Source organism: Citrobacter sp. Cm038 (assembly GCF_030333105.1).
In the GTDB taxonomy this organism is placed as follows: Bacteria; Pseudomonadota; Gammaproteobacteria; order Enterobacterales; family Enterobacteriaceae; genus Citrobacter; species Citrobacter murliniae.
Map to the genome: position 1 here is coordinate 364,330 of NZ_JAOWGO010000018.1, position 17,825 is coordinate 382,154.

Sequence of the window (17,825 nt, forward strand, 5' to 3'; positions counted from 1 at the left end):
TGGCTATCCAATAATTGAAATAAAGTGCTGAACAACAACATCACAACACACGTAATAACCACAATAATGGGGATTGTCAGGATGAATATGAAGGGTAAAGCGTTATTGGCAGGATGTATCGCCCTGTCTTTGAGCAATATGGCGTTTGCTAAGGATATTAAGGTTGCCGTCGTCGGCGCGATGTCGGGCCCGGTGGCGCAGTATGGCGACCAGGAATTTACCGGTGCAGAACAAGCGATTGCGGACATCAACGCAAAAGGTGGCGTTAAGGGTGACAAACTGGTCGTAGTGAAATACGACGACGCCTGTGACCCTAAGCAGGCGGTAGCGGTCGCTAACAAAGTGGTCAACGACGGGATCAAATACGTTATCGGTCACCTTTGCTCATCATCCACTCAGCCAGCGTCAGATATTTATGAAGATGAAGGTATTCTGATGATCACCCCGGCGGCTACGGCACCGGAACTGACTGCGCGTGGCTATAACCTGGTTATGCGTACGACCGGCCTGGACTCCGATCAGGGGCCAACCGCCGCGAAATACATTCTGGAAAAAGTGAAGCCGCAGCGCATCGCTATCATCCACGATAAGCAGCAGTATGGTGAAGGTCTGGCGCGCGCAGTGCAGGACGGTCTGAAAAAAGGCAACGCCAACGTAGTATTCTTTGACGGGATCACCGCCGGTGAGAAAGACTTCTCTACCCTGGTAGCGCGCCTGAAGAAAGAGAACATCGACTTTGTTTACTATGGTGGTTATCACCCGGAAATGGGGCAGATTTTACGTCAATCGCGCGCCGCAGGTCTGAAAACGCAGTTTATGGGGCCGGAAGGAGTTGCGAACGTATCGCTGTCTAACATTGCCGGTGAATCTGCTGAAGGGTTGCTGGTAACCAAGCCGAAGAACTACGATCAGGTTCCTGCGAACAAACCAATCGTAGATGCGATTAAGGCCAAGAAACAGGATCCGAGCGGAGCCTTCGTGTGGACGACCTACGCTGCACTGCAGTCTTTGCAGGCCGGTCTGAACCAGTCTGAAGATCCAGCTGAAATTGCCAAATACCTGAAAGCAAACTCAGTGGAAACCGTCATGGGGCCGCTGTCCTGGGATTCGAAGGGTGATCTGAAAGGCTTCGAGTTTGGCGTGTTCGACTGGCACGCTAACGGTACTGCAACCGACGCTAAATAATTTTCCTGCGCCTTTCGCGCTGCAGGGGCGTTGGCTGCGTTATTCCCCCCCGGAAACTTACTTATGTAAGTTCCCGGGGATTTAATGAGGGACATCCCTGTCCCTCACCGAAGGCAGCCTTTGGCTGTTCAAATTCGTTCCAGACGAATTTGTCACTCCCTTGCCGCCTTCCTGCAACGCGAAATTCTTGGAAAATTGCGAGGCGGTTTTTTTATCTTTTCTCCCAGCCATCCGCCTGCGCAGTAAACCCTAACGCATGCATAAACGCGGCCATGGTATTTCGGTCCTCGACGCCAACATCCGCCATCCACCAGCATGAAACGTCCGGGTTATCCCGGAGAACCTCCTCTACTAAATACTGCCCGACGCCTCGACGACGCGTGATTTCACGAACACGTAATGAATCCAGCGCGCCTTGCGTACCGCTCAGTGTCACACGTACCGCTCCCAGCAGACGCTCGTTAAAACGCGCAGCATAGATCCGGTGGGCGTCATCTACGCTTAAGGATGAGGCGGAATATTCAGGCCAGATTTTGCCCAGATCGATGTGATCCTGAGCGCTAAAGTTTTCTAAACGAATGATGGTCAGCTTCATTGACAGCATGTCCAAATCACAAAAGATGAAATCAGTGTACCGAAATAATTCACCCGGACGCTTTCTCTTTTTTATGCGAATAACCAGGTTAATAGTTTTGTAACAACGATAATGACAGTTTGAAACATTAGAGATTGAAAAATAGGCAGGATAATACCCTGGAATGCAGCATTTTATTCCGCTCATTATGCCGTTATTTTATGCTGACAAACGCACTTTTTTTTGTTTATCTATAGTGAAAAGCAGAATATTATCTTTTCTTAATCGACTGAAAAATAGAGATTTTAGCCTGATTATGCTTAAAAATCTGCGCTAAGCCATTAATGAGACTGGTAAAAATAGCGCAGTTCAAAAAAAGCACAGTCTGCTTTTTAACCATATAAATACAAAATATATACGCAAAATCATTCAAGTTGCATCAAGGCGGCAAGGGAGTGACAAATTCGTCTGGAACGAATTTGAACAGCCAACACTGAGGCAGCTTGAAGGATGAAGTGTAAACACATCACGAATGGGGATTCAGTTAATGAAACGGAATGCGAAAACAATCATCGCGGGAGTGATAGCACTGGCAATGTCGCACACTGCCATGGCGGAAGATATTAAGGTCGCTGTTGTCGGAGCGATGTCAGGCCCGGTCGCGCAGTGGGGCGATATGGAATTTAATGGCGCACGTCAGGCAATTAAAGATATCAATGCTAAAGGCGGGATCAAAGGCGACAAGCTGGTGGGCGTGGAATATGACGATGCCTGCGATCCGAAACAGGCTGTGGCTGTGGCGAACAAAATCGTTAACGACGGCATTCAGTATGTTATTGGTCACCTGTGCTCGTCCTCCACTCAGCCAGCCTCCGATATCTACGAAGACGAAGGTATTTTGATGATCTCCCCGGGAGCCACCAACCCGGAACTGACGCAACGCGGCTACGCGCACATCATGCGTACCGCAGGTCTGGACTCCTCCCAGGGACCGACCGCCGCGAAATACATTCTGGAGACGGTGAAGCCCCAGCGTATCGCCATCATCCACGATAAACAGCAGTACGGCGAAGGTCTTGCGCGTTCGGTACAAGACAGCCTGAAAGCGGGCAAAGCCAATATTGTCTTCTTTGATGGGATCACCGCGGGTGAAAAAGATTTTTCTGCGCTGATTGCTCGCCTGAAAAAAGAGAACATCGACTTCGTCTACTACGGTGGCTACTACCCGGAGATGGGACAAATGCTGCGCCAGGCCCGTTCTGTTGGTCTGAAAACTCAGTTTATGGGACCAGAAGGTGTGGGTAATGCCTCACTGTCCAACATTGCAGGTGATGCCGCTGAAGGCATGCTGGTTACGATGCCAAAACGCTATGACCAGGATCCGGCGAATAAAGGTATCGTGGATGCGCTCAAAGCTGACAAGAAAGATCCAACTGGACCTTATGTATGGATCACCTACGCCGCCGTACAGTCGCTGGCGACAGCTATGGATCGTAGCGGTAGCAAAGAACCGCTGGAGCTGGTGAAAGATCTGAAAGCTCACGGGGCTGACACCGTGATTGGGCCGCTGAATTGGGACGAAAAAGGCGATTTGAAGGGATTTGAGTTTGGTGTCTTCCAGTGGCACGCGGATGGTTCTTCCACCGCCGCCAAATAAGGCAGCCACTCGTTATACTTCGAATCGCAGGTGCGTTGGCTGCAACTCGAATTATTTAGAGTGGATTCAATATCCCGTCCGGGCGGGTTTGGAAAGGTTATTTTATGTCCGAGCAGTTCCTCTATTTTTTGCAGCAGATGTTTAACGGCGTCACGCTGGGAAGCACCTATGCGCTGATTGCCATCGGTTACACGATGGTGTACGGCATTATCGGCATGATCAACTTCGCCCACGGCGAGGTGTATATGATCGGCAGCTATGTCTCCTTTATGATTATCGCCGTGCTGATGATGATGGGCATTGATACCAGCTGGCTGCTGGTGGCGGCCGGATTTATCGGTGCTATCGTGATTGCCAGCGCCTACGGTTGGAGTATCGAGCGCGTGGCATACCGGCCCGTGCGTAGCTCCAAGCGTCTGATTGCGCTGATTTCTGCGATCGGGATGTCTATCTTCCTGCAAAACTACGTCAGCCTGACGGAAGGCTCGCGTGATGTGGCGCTGCCAAGCCTGTTTAACGGTCAATGGACTATCGGCAGTAGCGAAAACTTTTCTGCTTCCATCACTACCATGCAGTTGGTTATCTGGATAGTGACCTTCATGGCGATGCTGGCGCTGACCATTTTTATCCGTTATTCACGTATGGGACGCGCCTGCCGCGCCTGTGCGGAAGACCTGAAAATGGCCAGTCTGCTGGGTATCAATACTGACCGCGTCATTGCGCTGACCTTTGTGATTGGTGCGGCGATGGCGGCGGTGGCGGGTGTGCTGCTCGGTCAGTTCTACGGCGTAATTAATCCGTATATTGGCTTTATGGCCGGGATGAAAGCCTTTACTGCTGCGGTTCTCGGCGGTATTGGCAGCATTCCTGGTGCGATGATCGGCGGCCTGATTCTGGGCGTAGCTGAAGCGCTTTCCTCTGCTTATCTGAGTACGGAATACAAAGACGTGGTGTCGTTCGCACTGCTGATTCTGGTGCTGCTGGTGATGCCGACCGGTATTCTGGGTCGTCCGGAGGTAGAGAAAGTATGAAACCAATGCATTTTGCGATGGCGCTGCTCTCTGCCGTTATGTTTTTCATCCTGGCGGGTGTCTTTATGGGCGTCCAGCTAGAGCTGGATGGCACTAAGCTGGTTGTTGATGTCGCCAGTGATATTCGCTGGCAGTGGGTGTTTATTGGCACTGGAGTCGTTTTTCTGTTCCAGCTGCTGCGTCCGGTGTTCCAGAAGAGCTTGAAAAGCGTCTCCGGACCGAAGTTTATTCTGCCAGCGATTGACGGCTCAACTGTCAAACAAAAGCTGTTCCTGGTGGCGCTGCTGGTCATTGCCGTGGCATGGCCATTTATGGTGTCACGTGGGACGGTGGATATCGCCACGCTGACGATGATTTATATCATCCTCGGTCTGGGCTTAAACGTCGTGGTTGGTCTTTCCGGTCTGTTAGTGTTGGGCTACGGTGGTTTTTATGCGATTGGCGCTTACACCTTCGCGCTGCTGAACCACTATTACGGTCTTGGTTTCTGGACCTGCCTGCCACTGGCAGGGCTGGTTTCGGCAGCTGCAGGCTTTATGCTCGGCTTCCCGGTGCTGCGCCTGCGTGGTGACTACCTGGCGATTGTGACGCTGGGCTTTGGCGAGATCGTTCGTATTCTGTTGCTCAACAATACTGAAGTGACCGGTGGTCCGAACGGTATCAGCCAGATCCCGAAACCAACCTTTTTCGGCCTTGAGTTCAGTCGTAGTGCCCGCGAAGGCGGCTGGGATACCTTCAGCAACTTCTTTGGCGTGAAGTATGATCCGTCTGACCGCGTGATTTTCCTTTATCTGGTGGCGCTGCTGCTGGTGGTCTTCTCGCTTTTCGTCATTAACCGTCTGTTACGTATGCCGCTGGGTCGCGCATGGGAAGCGTTGCGTGAAGATGAAATTGCCTGTCGTTCGCTGGGCCTAAACCCAACGCGCATCAAACTGACCGCTTTTACTATCAGCGCTGCGTTTGCCGGCTTTGCCGGAACGTTGTTTGCCGCTCGCCAGGGCTTTGTCAGCCCGGAATCTTTTACCTTTGCCGAATCCGCCTTTGTGCTGGCGATTGTCGTCCTGGGGGGAATGGGGTCGCAGTTTGCGGTGATCCTGGCGGCTGTCCTGCTGGTTGTATCACGCGAGCTGATGCGCGATTTCAATGAATACAGCATGTTGATGCTGGGTGGTTTAATGGTACTGATGATGATCTGGCGTCCACAGGGCTTGCTGCCGATGACCCGTCCACAGTTGAAGCTGAAAAACGGTCAAGCAAAAGGAGAGCAGGCATGAGTCAGCCATTATTATCCGTTAACGGCCTGATGATGCGCTTCGGTGGACTGCTGGCGGTCAACAACGTTGAGCTGGAGCTGAGGCCGCAGGAGATCGTTTCGTTAATCGGGCCAAACGGCGCGGGAAAAACTACGGTCTTCAACTGCCTGACCGGCTTTTATAAGCCGACCGGCGGCACGATCAAGTTGCGTGACCAGCACCTGGAAGGGCTACCGGGCCAGCAAATCGCCCGTATGGGCGTGGTGCGCACCTTCCAGCATGTGCGTCTGTTTCGTGAAATGACGGTGATTGAAAACCTGCTGGTAGCACAACATCAGCAACTGAAAACGGGCGTGTTCTCTGGTTTGCTGAAGACTCCGTCGTTCCGTCGTGCACAGAGCGAAGCGCTGGACCGCGCCGCCACCTGGCTGGAGCGTATTGGTCTGCTGGAGCATGCCAACCGTCAGGCCAGTAACCTGGCGTACGGTGATCAGCGTCGCCTGGAGATAGCCCGTTGTATGGTCACGCAGCCGGAAATCCTGATGCTCGACGAACCCGCTGCGGGTCTCAACCCGAAAGAGACTAAAGAGCTGGACGAGCTGATTGCCGAACTACGTAATCATCACAACACCACCATTTTGCTGATTGAACACGACATGAAACTGGTGATGGGCATTTCTGACCGTATTTATGTGGTGAACCAGGGCACGCCGCTGGCGAACGGGACGCCGGAACAGATTCGTAATAACCCGGACGTGATCCGCGCATACCTTGGTGAGGCGTAAGATGGAAAAAGTCATGTTGTCCTTTGACAAAGTCAGTGCCCACTACGGCAAGATCCAGGCGCTGCACGACGTCAGCCTGTATATTAACCAGGGTGAAATCGTGACGCTGATTGGTGCCAACGGTGCAGGGAAAACGACGCTGCTCGGTACGCTGTGCGGCGATCCGCGTGCGACAAGCGGGCATATTGTCTTTGACGGTAAAGATATTACCGACTGGCAGACGGCGAAAATTATGCGTGAAGCGGTAGCGATTGTTCCGGAAGGACGTCGTGTGTTTTCCCGTATGACGGTGGAAGAGAACCTGGCGATGGGCGGCTTCTTTGCTGAGCGTGACCAGTTTCAGGAACGCATCAAGTGGGTATATGATCTGTTCCCCCGCCTGCATGAGCGCCGTATCCAGCGCGCAGGGACCATGTCCGGCGGCGAGCAGCAGATGCTGGCGATTGGTCGTGCACTGATGAGTCAACCGCGCCTGCTGCTACTTGATGAGCCTTCCCTGGGGCTGGCACCGATCATTATCCAGCAGATTTTTAACACCATCGAGCAGCTACGCGAGCAGGGGATGACAATCTTCCTCGTTGAGCAGAACGCCAACCAGGCGCTGAAGCTCGCCGACCGCGGATACGTGCTGGAAAACGGTCATGTGGTGCTATCCGATACCGGTGACGCCTTGCTTGCCAACGAAGCGGTACGCAGCGCGTATCTCGGCGGTTAGCCCTTTGCGGCACTACAGGATGGCAGCGTAAACGCTTAACCCGGCCTACACGTGATCGTAGGCCGGGTAAAACGCACCAGCGTTGTCATCCTGCAGAGTGTTCATAAGCAGCACCGTATCTATACGTGTCTTAGCTCCCACTTTCTCCTCTCATAACCTTCACTGCCTTGCCATCTGTTTGTCGCCTTACTATCTTTTTTTTGTAATAAAAAAGTTATTTTTCTGTCATTCGAGCATGTCATGTTACCCCCGCGAGCATAAAACGCGTGATATCGCGCATCCGGCACAACAAGAGAGATAACCGATGATATCGTTACGACATACAGCTTTAGGACTGGCTCTCAGTCTGGCATTTGCAGGTCAGGCTCTGGCAGTAACTACCATCCCATTCTGGCATTCAATGGAAGGCGAACTGGGTAAAGAAGTTGATTCACTGGCGCAACGTTTTAATGAATCCAACCCCGATTACAAAATTGTTCCGCAGTACAAAGGTAATTACGAGCAGAGTCTGAGCGCAGGTATTGCCGCCTTCCGTACCGGAAACGCGCCTGCGCTGCTGCAGGTGTATGAAGTTGGTACGGCGACGATGATGGCTTCGAAAGCGATTAAGCCAGTTTTCGAAGTGTTTAAAGAGGCCGGAATTAACTTCGATGAGTCCCAGTTTGTGCCGACGGTGTCCGGGTATTACACCGACTCTAAAACCGGGCACTTACTCTCTCAGCCGTTTAACAGCTCCACTCCGGTGCTGTATTACAACAAAGATGCCTTTAAAAAAGCCGGCTTAGATCCCGATCAGCCGCCGAAAACCTGGCAGGATTTGGCCGAATACACCGAGAAGTTGAAAGCCGCAGGCATGAAGTGTGGTTACGCCAGCGGCTGGCAGGGGTGGATCCAGATTGAAAACTTCAGCGCCTGGAACGGCTTACCCGTTGCAACCAAAAATAATGGCTTTGACGGTACCGATGCGGTTCTGGAGTTCAATAAGCCAGAGCAGGTGAAACACATTGCTCTGTTGGAAGAGTTGAACAAGAAAGGGGATTTCAGCTACTTCGGGCGCAAAGATGAATCCACTGAGAAGTTCTACAACGGTGACTGCGCAATTACTACCGCCTCTTCGGGTTCTCTGGCTGATATTCGTCACTACGCTAAATTCAACTACGGTGTAGGCATGATGCCATACGATGCCGACGTGAAAGGCGCGCCGCAGAACGCGATTATTGGCGGTGCGAGCCTGTGGGTGATGCAGGGTAAAGACAAAGCAACATACCAGGGTGTGGCGCAGTTCCTCAACTTCCTGGCGAAACCTGAAATCGCTGCCGAATGGCACCAGAAAACAGGTTATCTGCCGATTACTACCGCCGCGTACGATCTGACCCGTGAGCAGGGTTTCTATGACAAGAATCCGGGAGCGGATATCGCTACACGTCAGATGCTGAACAAACCGCCGTTGTCGTTTACCAAAGGTCTGCGTCTGGGCAATATGCCTCAGATCCGCACTATCGTGGATGAGGAACTGGAAAGCGTATGGACCGGTAAGAAAACGCCACAGCAGGCGCTGGATTCCGCTGTTGAACGTGGGAATCAGTTGCTGCGCCGCTTTGAGCAATCGACCAAGTCTTAATGTGAAATGCCGGGTGGCGGCTTCGCCTTACCCGGCCTACAAATGCGCGTAGGCCGGATAAGCGTAGCGCCATCCGGCGCTGTTCAGGAATCAAACCTCAATGTCCTCATCCCGTCCGGTGTTCCGCTCGCGCTGGCTTCCCTACTTATTGGTTGCCCCGCAGTTGGTCATCACCGTTATTTTCTTTATCTGGCCCGCAGGTGAAGCGCTGTGGTATTCACTGCAAAGCGTCGATCCGTTTGGTCTTTCCAGCCAGTTTGTAGGCCTGGATAACTTCGTCGCTCTGTTCCATGACATCTACTACCTCGACTCTTTCTGGACAACGATGAAGTTCAGTACGCTGGTCACGGCAAGCGGCCTGCTGGTTTCGCTGTTTTTTGCCGCACTGGTGGATTATGTGGTGCGTGGTAGCCGTCTTTACCAGACGCTGATGCTATTACCTTACGCCGTGGCCCCCGCCGTCGCTGCCGTGCTGTGGATCTTCCTGTTCAACCCCGGACGTGGGTTGATTACGCATTTTCTCGGTGAGTTTGGCTATGACTGGAACCATGCGCAAAACAGTGGCCAGGCGATGTTCCTGGTGGTGTTCGCGTCCGTCTGGAAGCAGATTAGTTACAACTTCCTGTTCTTCTTTGCTGCCTTGCAGTCTATCCCTCGTTCGTTGATAGAAGCCGCTGCAATTGATGGTGCAGGGCCGATTCGCCGTTTCTTTAAACTGGCGCTGCCGTTAATTGCCCCGGTGAGCTTCTTTTTGCTGGTGGTGAATCTGGTTTATGCCTTCTTTGACACTTTCCCGGTTATCGATGCAGCGACTGCAGGTGGGCCGGTACAGGCGACCACTACGCTGATTTATAAGATCTATCGTGAAGGGTTTGTTGGACTGGATCTCTCAGCTTCCGCCGCACAGTCAGTGGTGCTGATGTTCCTTGTCATTATTTTGACAGTGGTGCAGTTCCGCTATGTCGAAAGTAAGGTGCGTTACCAATGATTGAGAATCGTCGCGGGCTGACAATATTCAGCCATACCATGTTGATTCTGGGGATTATGGTGATCCTTTTTCCTCTGTACGTCGCGTTCGTCGCGGCGACGCTGGATAACAAAGCGGTGTTTGAAACGCCGATGACGCTGGTTCCTGGTACGCATCTGCTGGAAAACATGTACACCATCTGGGTCAACGGCGTGGGCGTCAATAGCGCGCCGTTCTGGCTGATGATGCTGAACAGTTTCATCATGGCGTTCAGCATTACGGTGGGGAAAATTACGGTTTCCATGCTCTCTGCGTTTGCCATTGTCTGGTTTCGCTTCCCGCTGCGTAACCTGTTTTTCTGGATGATCTTTATCACGCTGATGCTGCCGGTTGAGGTGCGTATCTTTCCAACGGTGGAGGTTATCGCCAACCTGAAGATGCTTGACAGTTATGCAGGCCTGACGCTACCGCTGATGGCGTCGGCTACCGCCACCTTCCTGTTCCGTCAGTTCTTTATGACTCTGCCGGATGAACTGGTCGAAGCGGCGCGTATTGACGGCGCTTCTCCAATGCGTTTCTTCCGGGACATCGTGCTGCCGTTGTCGAAAACCAACCTGGCGGCGCTGTTTGTCATCACCTTTATCTACGGCTGGAATCAGTACCTTTGGCCGTTGTTAATTATTACCGACGTTAATTTGGGCACGGCCGTGGCAGGCATCAAAGGCATGATCGCCACTGGCGAAGGCACCACGCAGTGGAACCACGTAATGGCAGCCATGCTGCTGACGCTCATCCCCCCGGTAATCATCGTGTTAGCCATGCAGCGCGCATTTGTGCGTGGTTTAGTAGACAGTGAGAAATAAAAATGGCTGGTTTAAAACTACAGGCAGTAACTAAAAGCTGGGACGGTAAAACCCAGGTTATTCAACCACTGACGCTGGATGTTGCGGACGGGGAATTTATTGTGATGGTCGGCCCGTCGGGCTGCGGTAAGTCCACGCTGCTGCGAATGGTCGCCGGGCTGGAACGGGTGACTAGCGGTGACATCTGGATTGATCGTAAGCGCGTCACTGAGATGGAGCCAAAGGATCGCGGTATTGCCATGGTGTTTCAAAACTACGCGCTCTACCCGCATATGAGCGTGGAAGAAAATATGGCCTGGGGGTTAAAAATCCGCGGGATGGGCAAGGAACATATTGCGGAGAGGGTGAAAGAAGCCGCGCGTATTCTTGAACTGGGTGAACTGCTCAAACGCCGCCCGCGTGAGCTTTCCGGTGGTCAGCGGCAGCGTGTGGCGATGGGGCGGGCGATTGTGCGCGATCCGGCGGTATTCCTGTTCGATGAACCGCTTTCTAACCTTGATGCCAAGCTGCGTGTGCAGATGCGCCTTGAGTTACAACATCTGCACCGCCGACTGAAAACCACCTCGCTATACGTTACGCACGATCAGGTTGAGGCCATGACACTTGCCCAGCGCGTGCTGGTGATGAACAAAGGTGTCGCTGAGCAAATTGGCACCCCGGTCGAGGTATACGAAAAACCCGCCAGCCGCTTTGTGGCGAGTTTTATTGGTAGCCCGGCCATGAACCTGATGGACGGACACATCAGCGCCTCGGGTACCCATTTTGAACTGGAGGGGGGCATGGCGTTGCCTGCCGGTCATGACTATCGTCGCTATAGTGGACGGAAAATGACGTTGGGTATCCGCCCGGAGCATATTGCGCTAAGCTCGCAAGCCGAAGGCGGCGTGCCGTTGGTAGTCGACACGCTGGAAATGCTGGGAGCAGATAACCTGGCACACGGACGTTGGGGTGAGCAAAAGTTGGTGGTGCGACTGGCACATCAGCATCGCCCGACAGCTGGCAGTACGCTATGGCTGCATCTGCCAGAAAATCATTTGCATCTCTTTGATGGCGAAACAGGACAACGCGTATGAGTAACTGGCCTTATCCTCATATTGTCGCCCACCGTGGTGGCGGCAAACTGGCTCCGGAGAACACCCTGGCGGCAATCGACATGGGGGCGCGATACGGGCATACCATGATTGAATTTGACGCTAAATTGTCGAAGGATGGCGAGATCTTTTTACTGCACGATGACAACCTCGAGCGTACCAGCAACGGTTGGGGCGTTGCCGGTGAACTGAACTGGCAGGATTTGCTGCGTGTGGATGCTGGCGGTTGGTTTAGCGGTGAGTTCAAAGGCGAGCCGTTGCCGTTGCTCTCACAGGTGGCTGAGCGCTGTCGCCAGCACGGTATGATGGCGAATATAGAGATTAAACCTACCACGGGTAGCGGAACCATCACGGGGAAAGCCGTCGCGCTCGCCGCGCGTGAATTATGGGCTGAAATGACGCCGCCGCTGCTTTCATCATTCGAGATTGACGCCCTTGAAGCGGCGCAATTGGCTGTTCCTGAACTGCCGCGTGGGCTACTGCTTGACGAGTGGCGTGAAGACTGGCGAGAACTCACCGCGCGCCTGGGCTGCATCTCGATTCATCTTAACCATAAGCTGTTGGATGAGGCGAGAGTGGACGCGTTGCGCGATGCGGGTTTAAGAATTCTGGTGTATACCGTCAACCGGCCCCAGCGCGCTGCTGAGCTGTTGCGCTGGGGAGTGGACTGCATTTGTACCGATGCTATTGATGTGATTGGCCCTGATTTTCAGCCCGATTAAGGCCCAATCGTTTTTAACGGAACGTTAGGCTGCGGCGTGTTGGAGGGTCTCAGCATGTCGCCGTTCTTTTTCTCCGGAAGCATTTGCTGCTGTTTATTCAGCGAGCTGTCCGGATTACGGGCTCCGTTTAACATCCCACCGTTGTTGTTGGGCAGCATTTGCTGTTGGGTGGAATTCAACTCCCCTGGCTGAGACTGACGTACTCGCTGGGAGTTGGTGTTGATTTGATTTTCCATATGCTGCTGTTGCATACGCGTCTGCGATTGCAACTGCTGGTTGAGCATCCCTTTCTGCTGAATTTGCTGTGTCTGCATTTGCGTCTGCATACGCTGCTGACTCGGGATCTGATAACCCGGTTGATTCGGGTTATTCATGGTGTTGATGGGCTGTGCAAAGCCTGCAAACGGCAATAGCATGGCTAATATCAAGAGTCGTTTCATCGCTTTTCTCCTCCCGGGGATCTCTTAAGTTTACTCCTTATTCACCGTTACGATGATTATTTCAGAGTTATGCACCAGGCTTAGTGGGGGCTGACCCCATACATCTGGAGAATAACGATGATAAAACCGACGTTTTTACGCCGGGTAGCCATTGCTGCTCTGCTCTCAGGAAGTTGTTTTAGTGTTGCCGCCGCACCGCCGACACCCTCACCGGTGTCATACGGTGTTGAGGAAGATGTGTTCCATCCTGTGCGCGCGCAGCAGGGGATGGTGGCCTCCGTGGATGCGCTGGCTACGCAGGTTGGCGTTGATATCCTTAAGCAGGGTGGCAATGCTGTAGACGCCGCCGTTGCCGTTGGCTACGCGCTGGCGGTGACGCATCCTCAGGCGGGGAACCTGGGTGGCGGTGGGTTTATGCTGCTGCGCACCAAAGACGGAAAGACTACCGCGATTGATTTCCGTGAAATGGCGCCTGCTGGCGCAACCCGTGATATGTTCCTCGATGAACAGGGCAACGCTGATGCGAAAAAGTCGCTGACTTCACATCTGGCTTCCGGCACGCCTGGCACTGTGGCGGGTTTCTCGCTGGCTCTGGAAAAGTATGGCACCCTGCCGCTGAATAAAGTGGTGCGCCCGGCGATGAAGCTGGCCGAAGAGGGTTTTGTGGTTAACGATGCGCTGGCCGACGATCTAAAGACCTACGGCAGTGAAGTGATCCCAAACCACGAGAACAGCAAAGCCATTTTCTGGAAAGACGGTGAGCCGCTGAAAAAAGGCGACAAGCTGGTACAGGCAAACCTGGCGAAAAGCCTGGAAATGATTGCTGAGAACGGCCCGGATGCGTTTTATAAAGGGGCGATTGCCGATCAGATAGCCGCGGAGATGAAGAAGAACGGTGGTCTGATGACCAAAGAGGACTTAGCCACCTATAAAGCTGTGGAGCGTACGCCAATCAGCGGCGACTATCGTGGGTATCAGGTTTTCTCGATGCCGCCTCCATCCTCTGGCGGTATTCACATCGTGCAGATCCTTAATATTCTCGAAAACTTCGATATGAAGAAATACGGATTTGGCAGTGCCGATGCCATGCAGGTGATGGCGGAAGCGGAGAAACATGCCTACGCCGACCGTTCAGAGTATCTCGGCGATCCGGATTTTGTGAAGGTTCCGTGGCAGGCACTCACCGATAAGGCCTATGCCAAATCCCTTGCCGATCAGATTGATATCAATAAGGCCAGGCCTTCAAGCCAGATTAAGCCAGGTAAGCTTGCCCCATATGAAAGTAACCAGACCACCCACTTCTCGGTGGTGGATAAAGACGGTAATGCTGTGGCGGTGACCTACACCCTGAACACCACCTTTGGTACTGGTATTGTGGCGGGTAACACAGGCATTTTGCTCAATAACGAGATGGATGATTTTTCTGCCAAGCCGGGAGTCCCGAATGTCTACGGATTGGTAGGCGGCGATGCCAATGCCGTGGGTCCGAAGAAACGTCCGTTGTCGTCGATGTCACCGACCATCGTGGTCAAAGATGGTAAAACCTGGCTGGTCACTGGCAGCCCAGGCGGTAGCCGAATTATCACCACTGTGCTGCAAATGGTGGTGAACAGTATCGACTTTGGGATGAACGTTGCCGAAGCCACCAATGCGCCTCGCTTCCACCACCAGTGGTTGCCGGATGAACTGCGTGTGGAAAAAGGCTTCAGCCCGGATACTATCAAGCTGCTGGAGCAGAAGGGGCAGAAAGTGGTGCTGAAAGAGGCTATGGGTAGCACCCAGAGCATCATGGTTGGACCGGACGGCGCACTGTATGGTGCTTCCGATCCACGCTCTGTGGATGATTTAACGGCAGGGTTCTAAGGTTAGTGGCCTACATCGTCTGGAACGCTGTAGGCCTTATCTGTCGGTTACGGGAGATACCGTTGCTTCGATTCGGACCAGCGAAATATGTGACTGCTTTTATCCTGTAGATCAACGCGTTCCAGGTCATAAAACCCCTCGGTTTTTGCTGAACGCATTTTCAGGATGTATTTACTTTCGCTGATGTCGTGCTGTCGCGTTCCATCCTGATTCCAGTCTCCGGCGAGATCCTGATATTGGTAAACAAGGTCGGAAAAGACGTTGATTATCCTGTTATCTTTGATCGCGTAGAGCTCCAGCACTTCATAGAAGGCACCGCCGCCGGAATACGCATCAGAGTATCCGCCGCGTACCCCGAATGCCAGGGTATCGGGTGCGATCCGATAAGGGGCCAGATCCAGTTTGGTGTAATAGGCCAGCGGTCTGACCGATTCATCATTGCTCTCTTTCTCGGCAGCGTTATTCCATGTTGAAAGCTGGTCCAGCGGGTTTTCTGAACGTGCGATCGGCTGCAACTGTTGATTCTGCCAGGAAAATACGCCGAGATATAATTTATTGACGCGGCTGGTGCTGTAATTTTCCGGACAGCCGTTATCTGCGCGTTTCCTGGTTTGTTCTGCCTCTGCCTGATTATCTGCAAAACAGGCAACACCAATGTATTTCCCGTTTTTGCCCCAGGCTTTGGCACCGCTCATGATCAGGTTTTTGGGGTCTTCATTCGGCGCAACCCAGGCAATCCATTGGGCCACATCCAACCCTTGCGGAAGTTCGCCAAACCCTTTGGCAGGTGTCGCACCCATCATTTGTTCGGTGAAGATCTGCTTACCTTCCGGATGGTGAATGGCGCTGGGTACGGAGTCCAGATTCTGTACGGTCGTGGCATAGCCAGGGAAGATTGCTGCCAGCAGAACAAGCGAAAAAACCTTTTTCACAATGCGTCCTTTCAAGATAAAGGGCGATATAACTCGCCCAAAAAATTATTTCACCCGCGCCATAAAGTAAGCATCAACGTATTCACCGTTGCGCAGGCCGTATTTCTTGCCTGTGCCTTCGATTGCAAAACCATGCTTCTTATAGACCGCAACAGCAGGTTCATTATCGACAAACACTGTGAGCTCGATACGATCGACGCGCAGCCAGTTGTCGCACATATCGATCATCGTGCGAATTAGCGCGCTGGCAACGCCGCGGTTCTGCCATCGGGCATCTACACAGATACCAAAATCGGCGACGTGGCTACGGCGCGGGCGCTGTGCGACTTCAATGGAAAGATGCCCAACGACAATATCATCAACACAGGCGACCAGTTGTTTAATTCCAGATCGCTCGGCGAGTCTTTCCTGCCACATCTCCAAAGAAGGATGAGGAACCTGTAGCGTGTTGTGGTACACCTCCGGCTGGGCATGGATCTGACGAATTGCGTCGTAATCTTTCGGTTCAGCGTGGCGTATCACTATCTCACTCATTCCTTATCTCCTGCAGGGTTAATTGTGTATTTACACTCGCTGAGATTGAAAATGCCGTCAACTGCATTTTTTTGCAAAAAGAAGTGGACAAGTGCGAATGAGAATGATTATTATTGCTCTGCGTTCAGGGGAACCCTACGGAGAACCTGAAAGCACGACATTGCTCACATTGCTTCCAGTATTACTTTAGCCAGCCTTGCGCTGGCTTTTTTTTTGGCTGGGTTTCGGACTAGTTTGCTTGCCAGCTTAATCCCGGGCTGTGCTCACAATCCTCACATACTCTGTGTACGCTCCTGGCCCTGCGCGCTTGCCGTTAACAAACTGACGGCGACGCCGATGGTCGATCTTTTTGTTTTGTAGGCCGGATAAGGCCGCGCCACATCAGGCAAAGAATCCAATATTCAGTCTCCCCCCACTTTGCGCTATGGTGTAGACAATCACCTTCAAAAGGACTGTCCCATGACCTTACACTGCGCATTCATTGGTTTTGGTAAAAGCACCACGCGCTATCATTTGCCATACGTCCTTAACCGCAAAGAGAGCTGGCATGTTGCTCATATCTTCCGTCGTCATGCTAAACCGGAAGAGCAGGCACCCCAGTATTCACATATTCACTTCACCAGCGACCTCGACGAGATCTTAAACGATCCGCAGGTGAAACTGGTGATCGTTTGCACCCACGCCGATAGCCATTTTGAATACGCCAAACGTGCGCTGGAAGCAGGGAAAAGTGTACTGGTCGAGAAACCTTTCACCCCGACGCTGGCTGAAGCGAAAGTGTTGTTCGAACTGGCGAAAAGTAAGGGACTCACCGTTACTCCGTATCAGAACCGTCGGTTTGACTCCTGCTTCCTTACCGCCAAAAAAGCGATAGAGAGCGGCACGTTGGGCGAGATTGTTGAGGTTGAAAGCCATTTCGACTACTACCGACCTGTTGCGGAAACCAAACCAGGATTGCCGCAGGACGGTGCGTTTTATGGTCTGGGCGTGCACACGATGGATCAGATTATTTCGCTGTTTGGCCGCCCCGATCATGTGGCGTATGACATCCGTAGTCTGCGCAACAAAGCGAATCCGGATGATACCTTTGAAGCACAACTGTTTTACGGCGATCTGAAGGCGATTGTCAAAACCAGTCATCTGGTGAAAATCGACTACCCGAAGTTTATCGTCCACGGTACGAACGGCTCGTTTGTGAAGTACGGTATCGACCAACAGGAAACCAGCCTGAAAGCGAATATCATGCCGGGTGAACCCGGTTTTGCCGCCGACGATTCCATTGGGATGCTGGAGTACGTCAATGATGAAGGTGTGACGGTGAAAGAAGAGGTGAAACCGGAAGTGGGAGACTATGGTCGCGTCTATGATGCGCTGTACCAGACACTGACATCCGGTACGCCCAATTACGTCAAGGAATCTGAAGTTCTTACCAACCTGGAAATCCTCGAACGTGCGTTTGAACAGGCATCTCCTGCGACGATAACGCTCGCCAAATAGCGTTTACCGACTCCTCTGGGTTTGTTCATATTTTTTGAACAGAGGAGTCAATTTTCACCCTCTATGATCCCAGACTGATTAAGTCCACACTTACT

Annotated in this window: 17 protein-coding genes; 13 read left to right on the forward strand and 4 right to left on the reverse strand. The window is 52.6% G+C overall.

From position 1 onward, the window contains the following. Positions 1–81: 81 nt before the first annotated feature. Positions 82–1,185, forward strand: a complete 1,104-nt coding sequence (livJ, locus tag OGY01_RS10620) for a branched chain amino acid ABC transporter substrate-binding protein LivJ (RefSeq protein ID WP_200013230.1) — start codon at positions 82–84, stop codon at positions 1,183–1,185. A gap of 211 nt (positions 1,186–1,396) precedes the next feature. Here livJ and panM read toward each other — a convergent pair whose 3' ends face one another. Further along, complete coding sequence (gene panM, locus OGY01_RS10625) at positions 1,397–1,780, reverse strand: aspartate 1-decarboxylase autocleavage activator PanM (protein WP_045449824.1); 384 nt, start codon at positions 1,778–1,780, stop codon at positions 1,397–1,399. A gap of 526 nt (positions 1,781–2,306) precedes the next feature. Between panM and livK the strand changes: the two genes are divergently transcribed. The 10 genes from livK (at position 2,307) to ugpQ (ending at position 12,464) form a co-directional block, all read left to right on the forward strand. Continuing rightward, positions 2,307–3,416, forward strand: a complete 1,110-nt coding sequence (livK, locus tag OGY01_RS10630) for a high-affinity branched-chain amino acid ABC transporter substrate-binding protein LivK (RefSeq protein WP_045449822.1) — start codon at positions 2,307–2,309, stop codon at positions 3,414–3,416. Positions 3,417–3,520: 104 nt separating this feature from the next. Next, complete coding sequence (livH, locus tag OGY01_RS10635; protein WP_286493086.1) at positions 3,521–4,447, forward strand: high-affinity branched-chain amino acid ABC transporter permease LivH; 927 nt, start codon at positions 3,521–3,523, stop codon at positions 4,445–4,447. Beyond that, positions 4,444–5,721: a branched chain amino acid ABC transporter permease LivM gene (livM, locus tag OGY01_RS10640; protein WP_045448520.1), complete on the forward strand. Its 1,278-nt coding sequence runs from the start codon at positions 4,444–4,446 to the stop codon at positions 5,719–5,721. The genes livH and livM overlap by 4 nt, the downstream gene beginning before the upstream one ends. Continuing rightward, complete coding sequence (livG, locus tag OGY01_RS10645; RefSeq protein ID WP_003023438.1) at positions 5,718–6,485, forward strand: high-affinity branched-chain amino acid ABC transporter ATP-binding protein LivG; 768 nt, start codon at positions 5,718–5,720, stop codon at positions 6,483–6,485. The genes livM and livG overlap by 4 nt, the downstream gene beginning before the upstream one ends. 1 nt (position 6,486) lies before the next feature. Next, positions 6,487–7,200 (forward strand): high-affinity branched-chain amino acid ABC transporter ATP-binding protein LivF, encoded by a 714-nt coding sequence (gene livF, locus OGY01_RS10650; protein WP_136345540.1) that lies wholly within the window; start codon positions 6,487–6,489, stop codon positions 7,198–7,200. Positions 7,201–7,504: 304 nt separating this feature from the next. Then, the gene (gene ugpB / locus OGY01_RS10655; protein ID WP_286493087.1) at positions 7,505–8,821 is read left to right on the forward strand and encodes a sn-glycerol-3-phosphate ABC transporter substrate-binding protein UgpB; all 1,317 of its coding nucleotides are present in this window, start codon (positions 7,505–7,507) and stop codon (positions 8,819–8,821) included. A gap of 100 nt (positions 8,822–8,921) precedes the next feature. Continuing rightward, entirely contained in the window at positions 8,922–9,809 is an 888-nt protein-coding gene (ugpA, locus tag OGY01_RS10660; RefSeq protein WP_045448518.1) for a sn-glycerol-3-phosphate ABC transporter permease UgpA, read from the forward strand. Next, the gene (ugpE, locus tag OGY01_RS10665; protein ID WP_045448517.1) at positions 9,806–10,651 is read left to right on the forward strand and encodes a sn-glycerol-3-phosphate ABC transporter permease UgpE; all 846 of its coding nucleotides are present in this window, start codon (positions 9,806–9,808) and stop codon (positions 10,649–10,651) included. The genes ugpA and ugpE overlap by 4 nt, the downstream gene beginning before the upstream one ends. Positions 10,652–10,653: 2 nt before the next feature. Next, a complete protein-coding gene (locus OGY01_RS10670; RefSeq protein WP_045448515.1) occupies positions 10,654–11,724 on the forward strand; it encodes a sn-glycerol-3-phosphate import ATP-binding protein UgpC in 1,071 nt (356 codons plus the stop codon). Continuing rightward, the gene (gene ugpQ / locus OGY01_RS10675; protein ID WP_048222942.1) at positions 11,721–12,464 is read left to right on the forward strand and encodes a glycerophosphodiester phosphodiesterase; all 744 of its coding nucleotides are present in this window, start codon (positions 11,721–11,723) and stop codon (positions 12,462–12,464) included. Before OGY01_RS10670 ends, ugpQ begins: the two co-directional genes overlap by 4 nt. Here ugpQ and OGY01_RS10680 read toward each other — a convergent pair. After that, entirely contained in the window at positions 12,461–12,904 is a 444-nt protein-coding gene (locus OGY01_RS10680; RefSeq protein ID WP_045448511.1) for a DUF2756 family protein, read from the reverse strand. The genes ugpQ and OGY01_RS10680 overlap by 4 nt on opposite strands. Before the next feature lie 117 nt (positions 12,905–13,021). Between OGY01_RS10680 and ggt the strand changes: the two genes are divergently transcribed. Then, positions 13,022–14,767 (forward strand): gamma-glutamyltransferase, encoded by a 1,746-nt coding sequence (gene ggt / locus OGY01_RS10685; protein WP_048222939.1) that lies wholly within the window; start codon positions 13,022–13,024, stop codon positions 14,765–14,767. 47 nt (positions 14,768–14,814) lie between these two features. On the opposite strand, the gene OGY01_RS10690 is transcribed toward ggt, so the two are convergent. Both OGY01_RS10690 and yhhY read right to left on the reverse strand, forming a co-directional pair. Continuing rightward, positions 14,815–15,699, reverse strand: a complete 885-nt coding sequence (locus OGY01_RS10690) for a hypothetical protein (RefSeq protein WP_048222936.1) — start codon at positions 15,697–15,699, stop codon at positions 14,815–14,817. A gap of 45 nt (positions 15,700–15,744) precedes the next feature. Then, positions 15,745–16,233: an N-acetyltransferase gene (gene yhhY, locus OGY01_RS10695; RefSeq protein ID WP_045448505.1), complete on the reverse strand. Its 489-nt coding sequence runs from the start codon at positions 16,231–16,233 to the stop codon at positions 15,745–15,747. 459 nt (positions 16,234–16,692) lie between these two features. On the opposite strand from yhhY, the gene OGY01_RS10700 reads away from it, so the two are divergent. After that, the gene (locus OGY01_RS10700) at positions 16,693–17,730 is read left to right on the forward strand and encodes an oxidoreductase (protein ID WP_286493088.1); all 1,038 of its coding nucleotides are present in this window, start codon (positions 16,693–16,695) and stop codon (positions 17,728–17,730) included. The last annotated feature ends 95 nt before the right edge of the window (positions 17,731–17,825 follow it).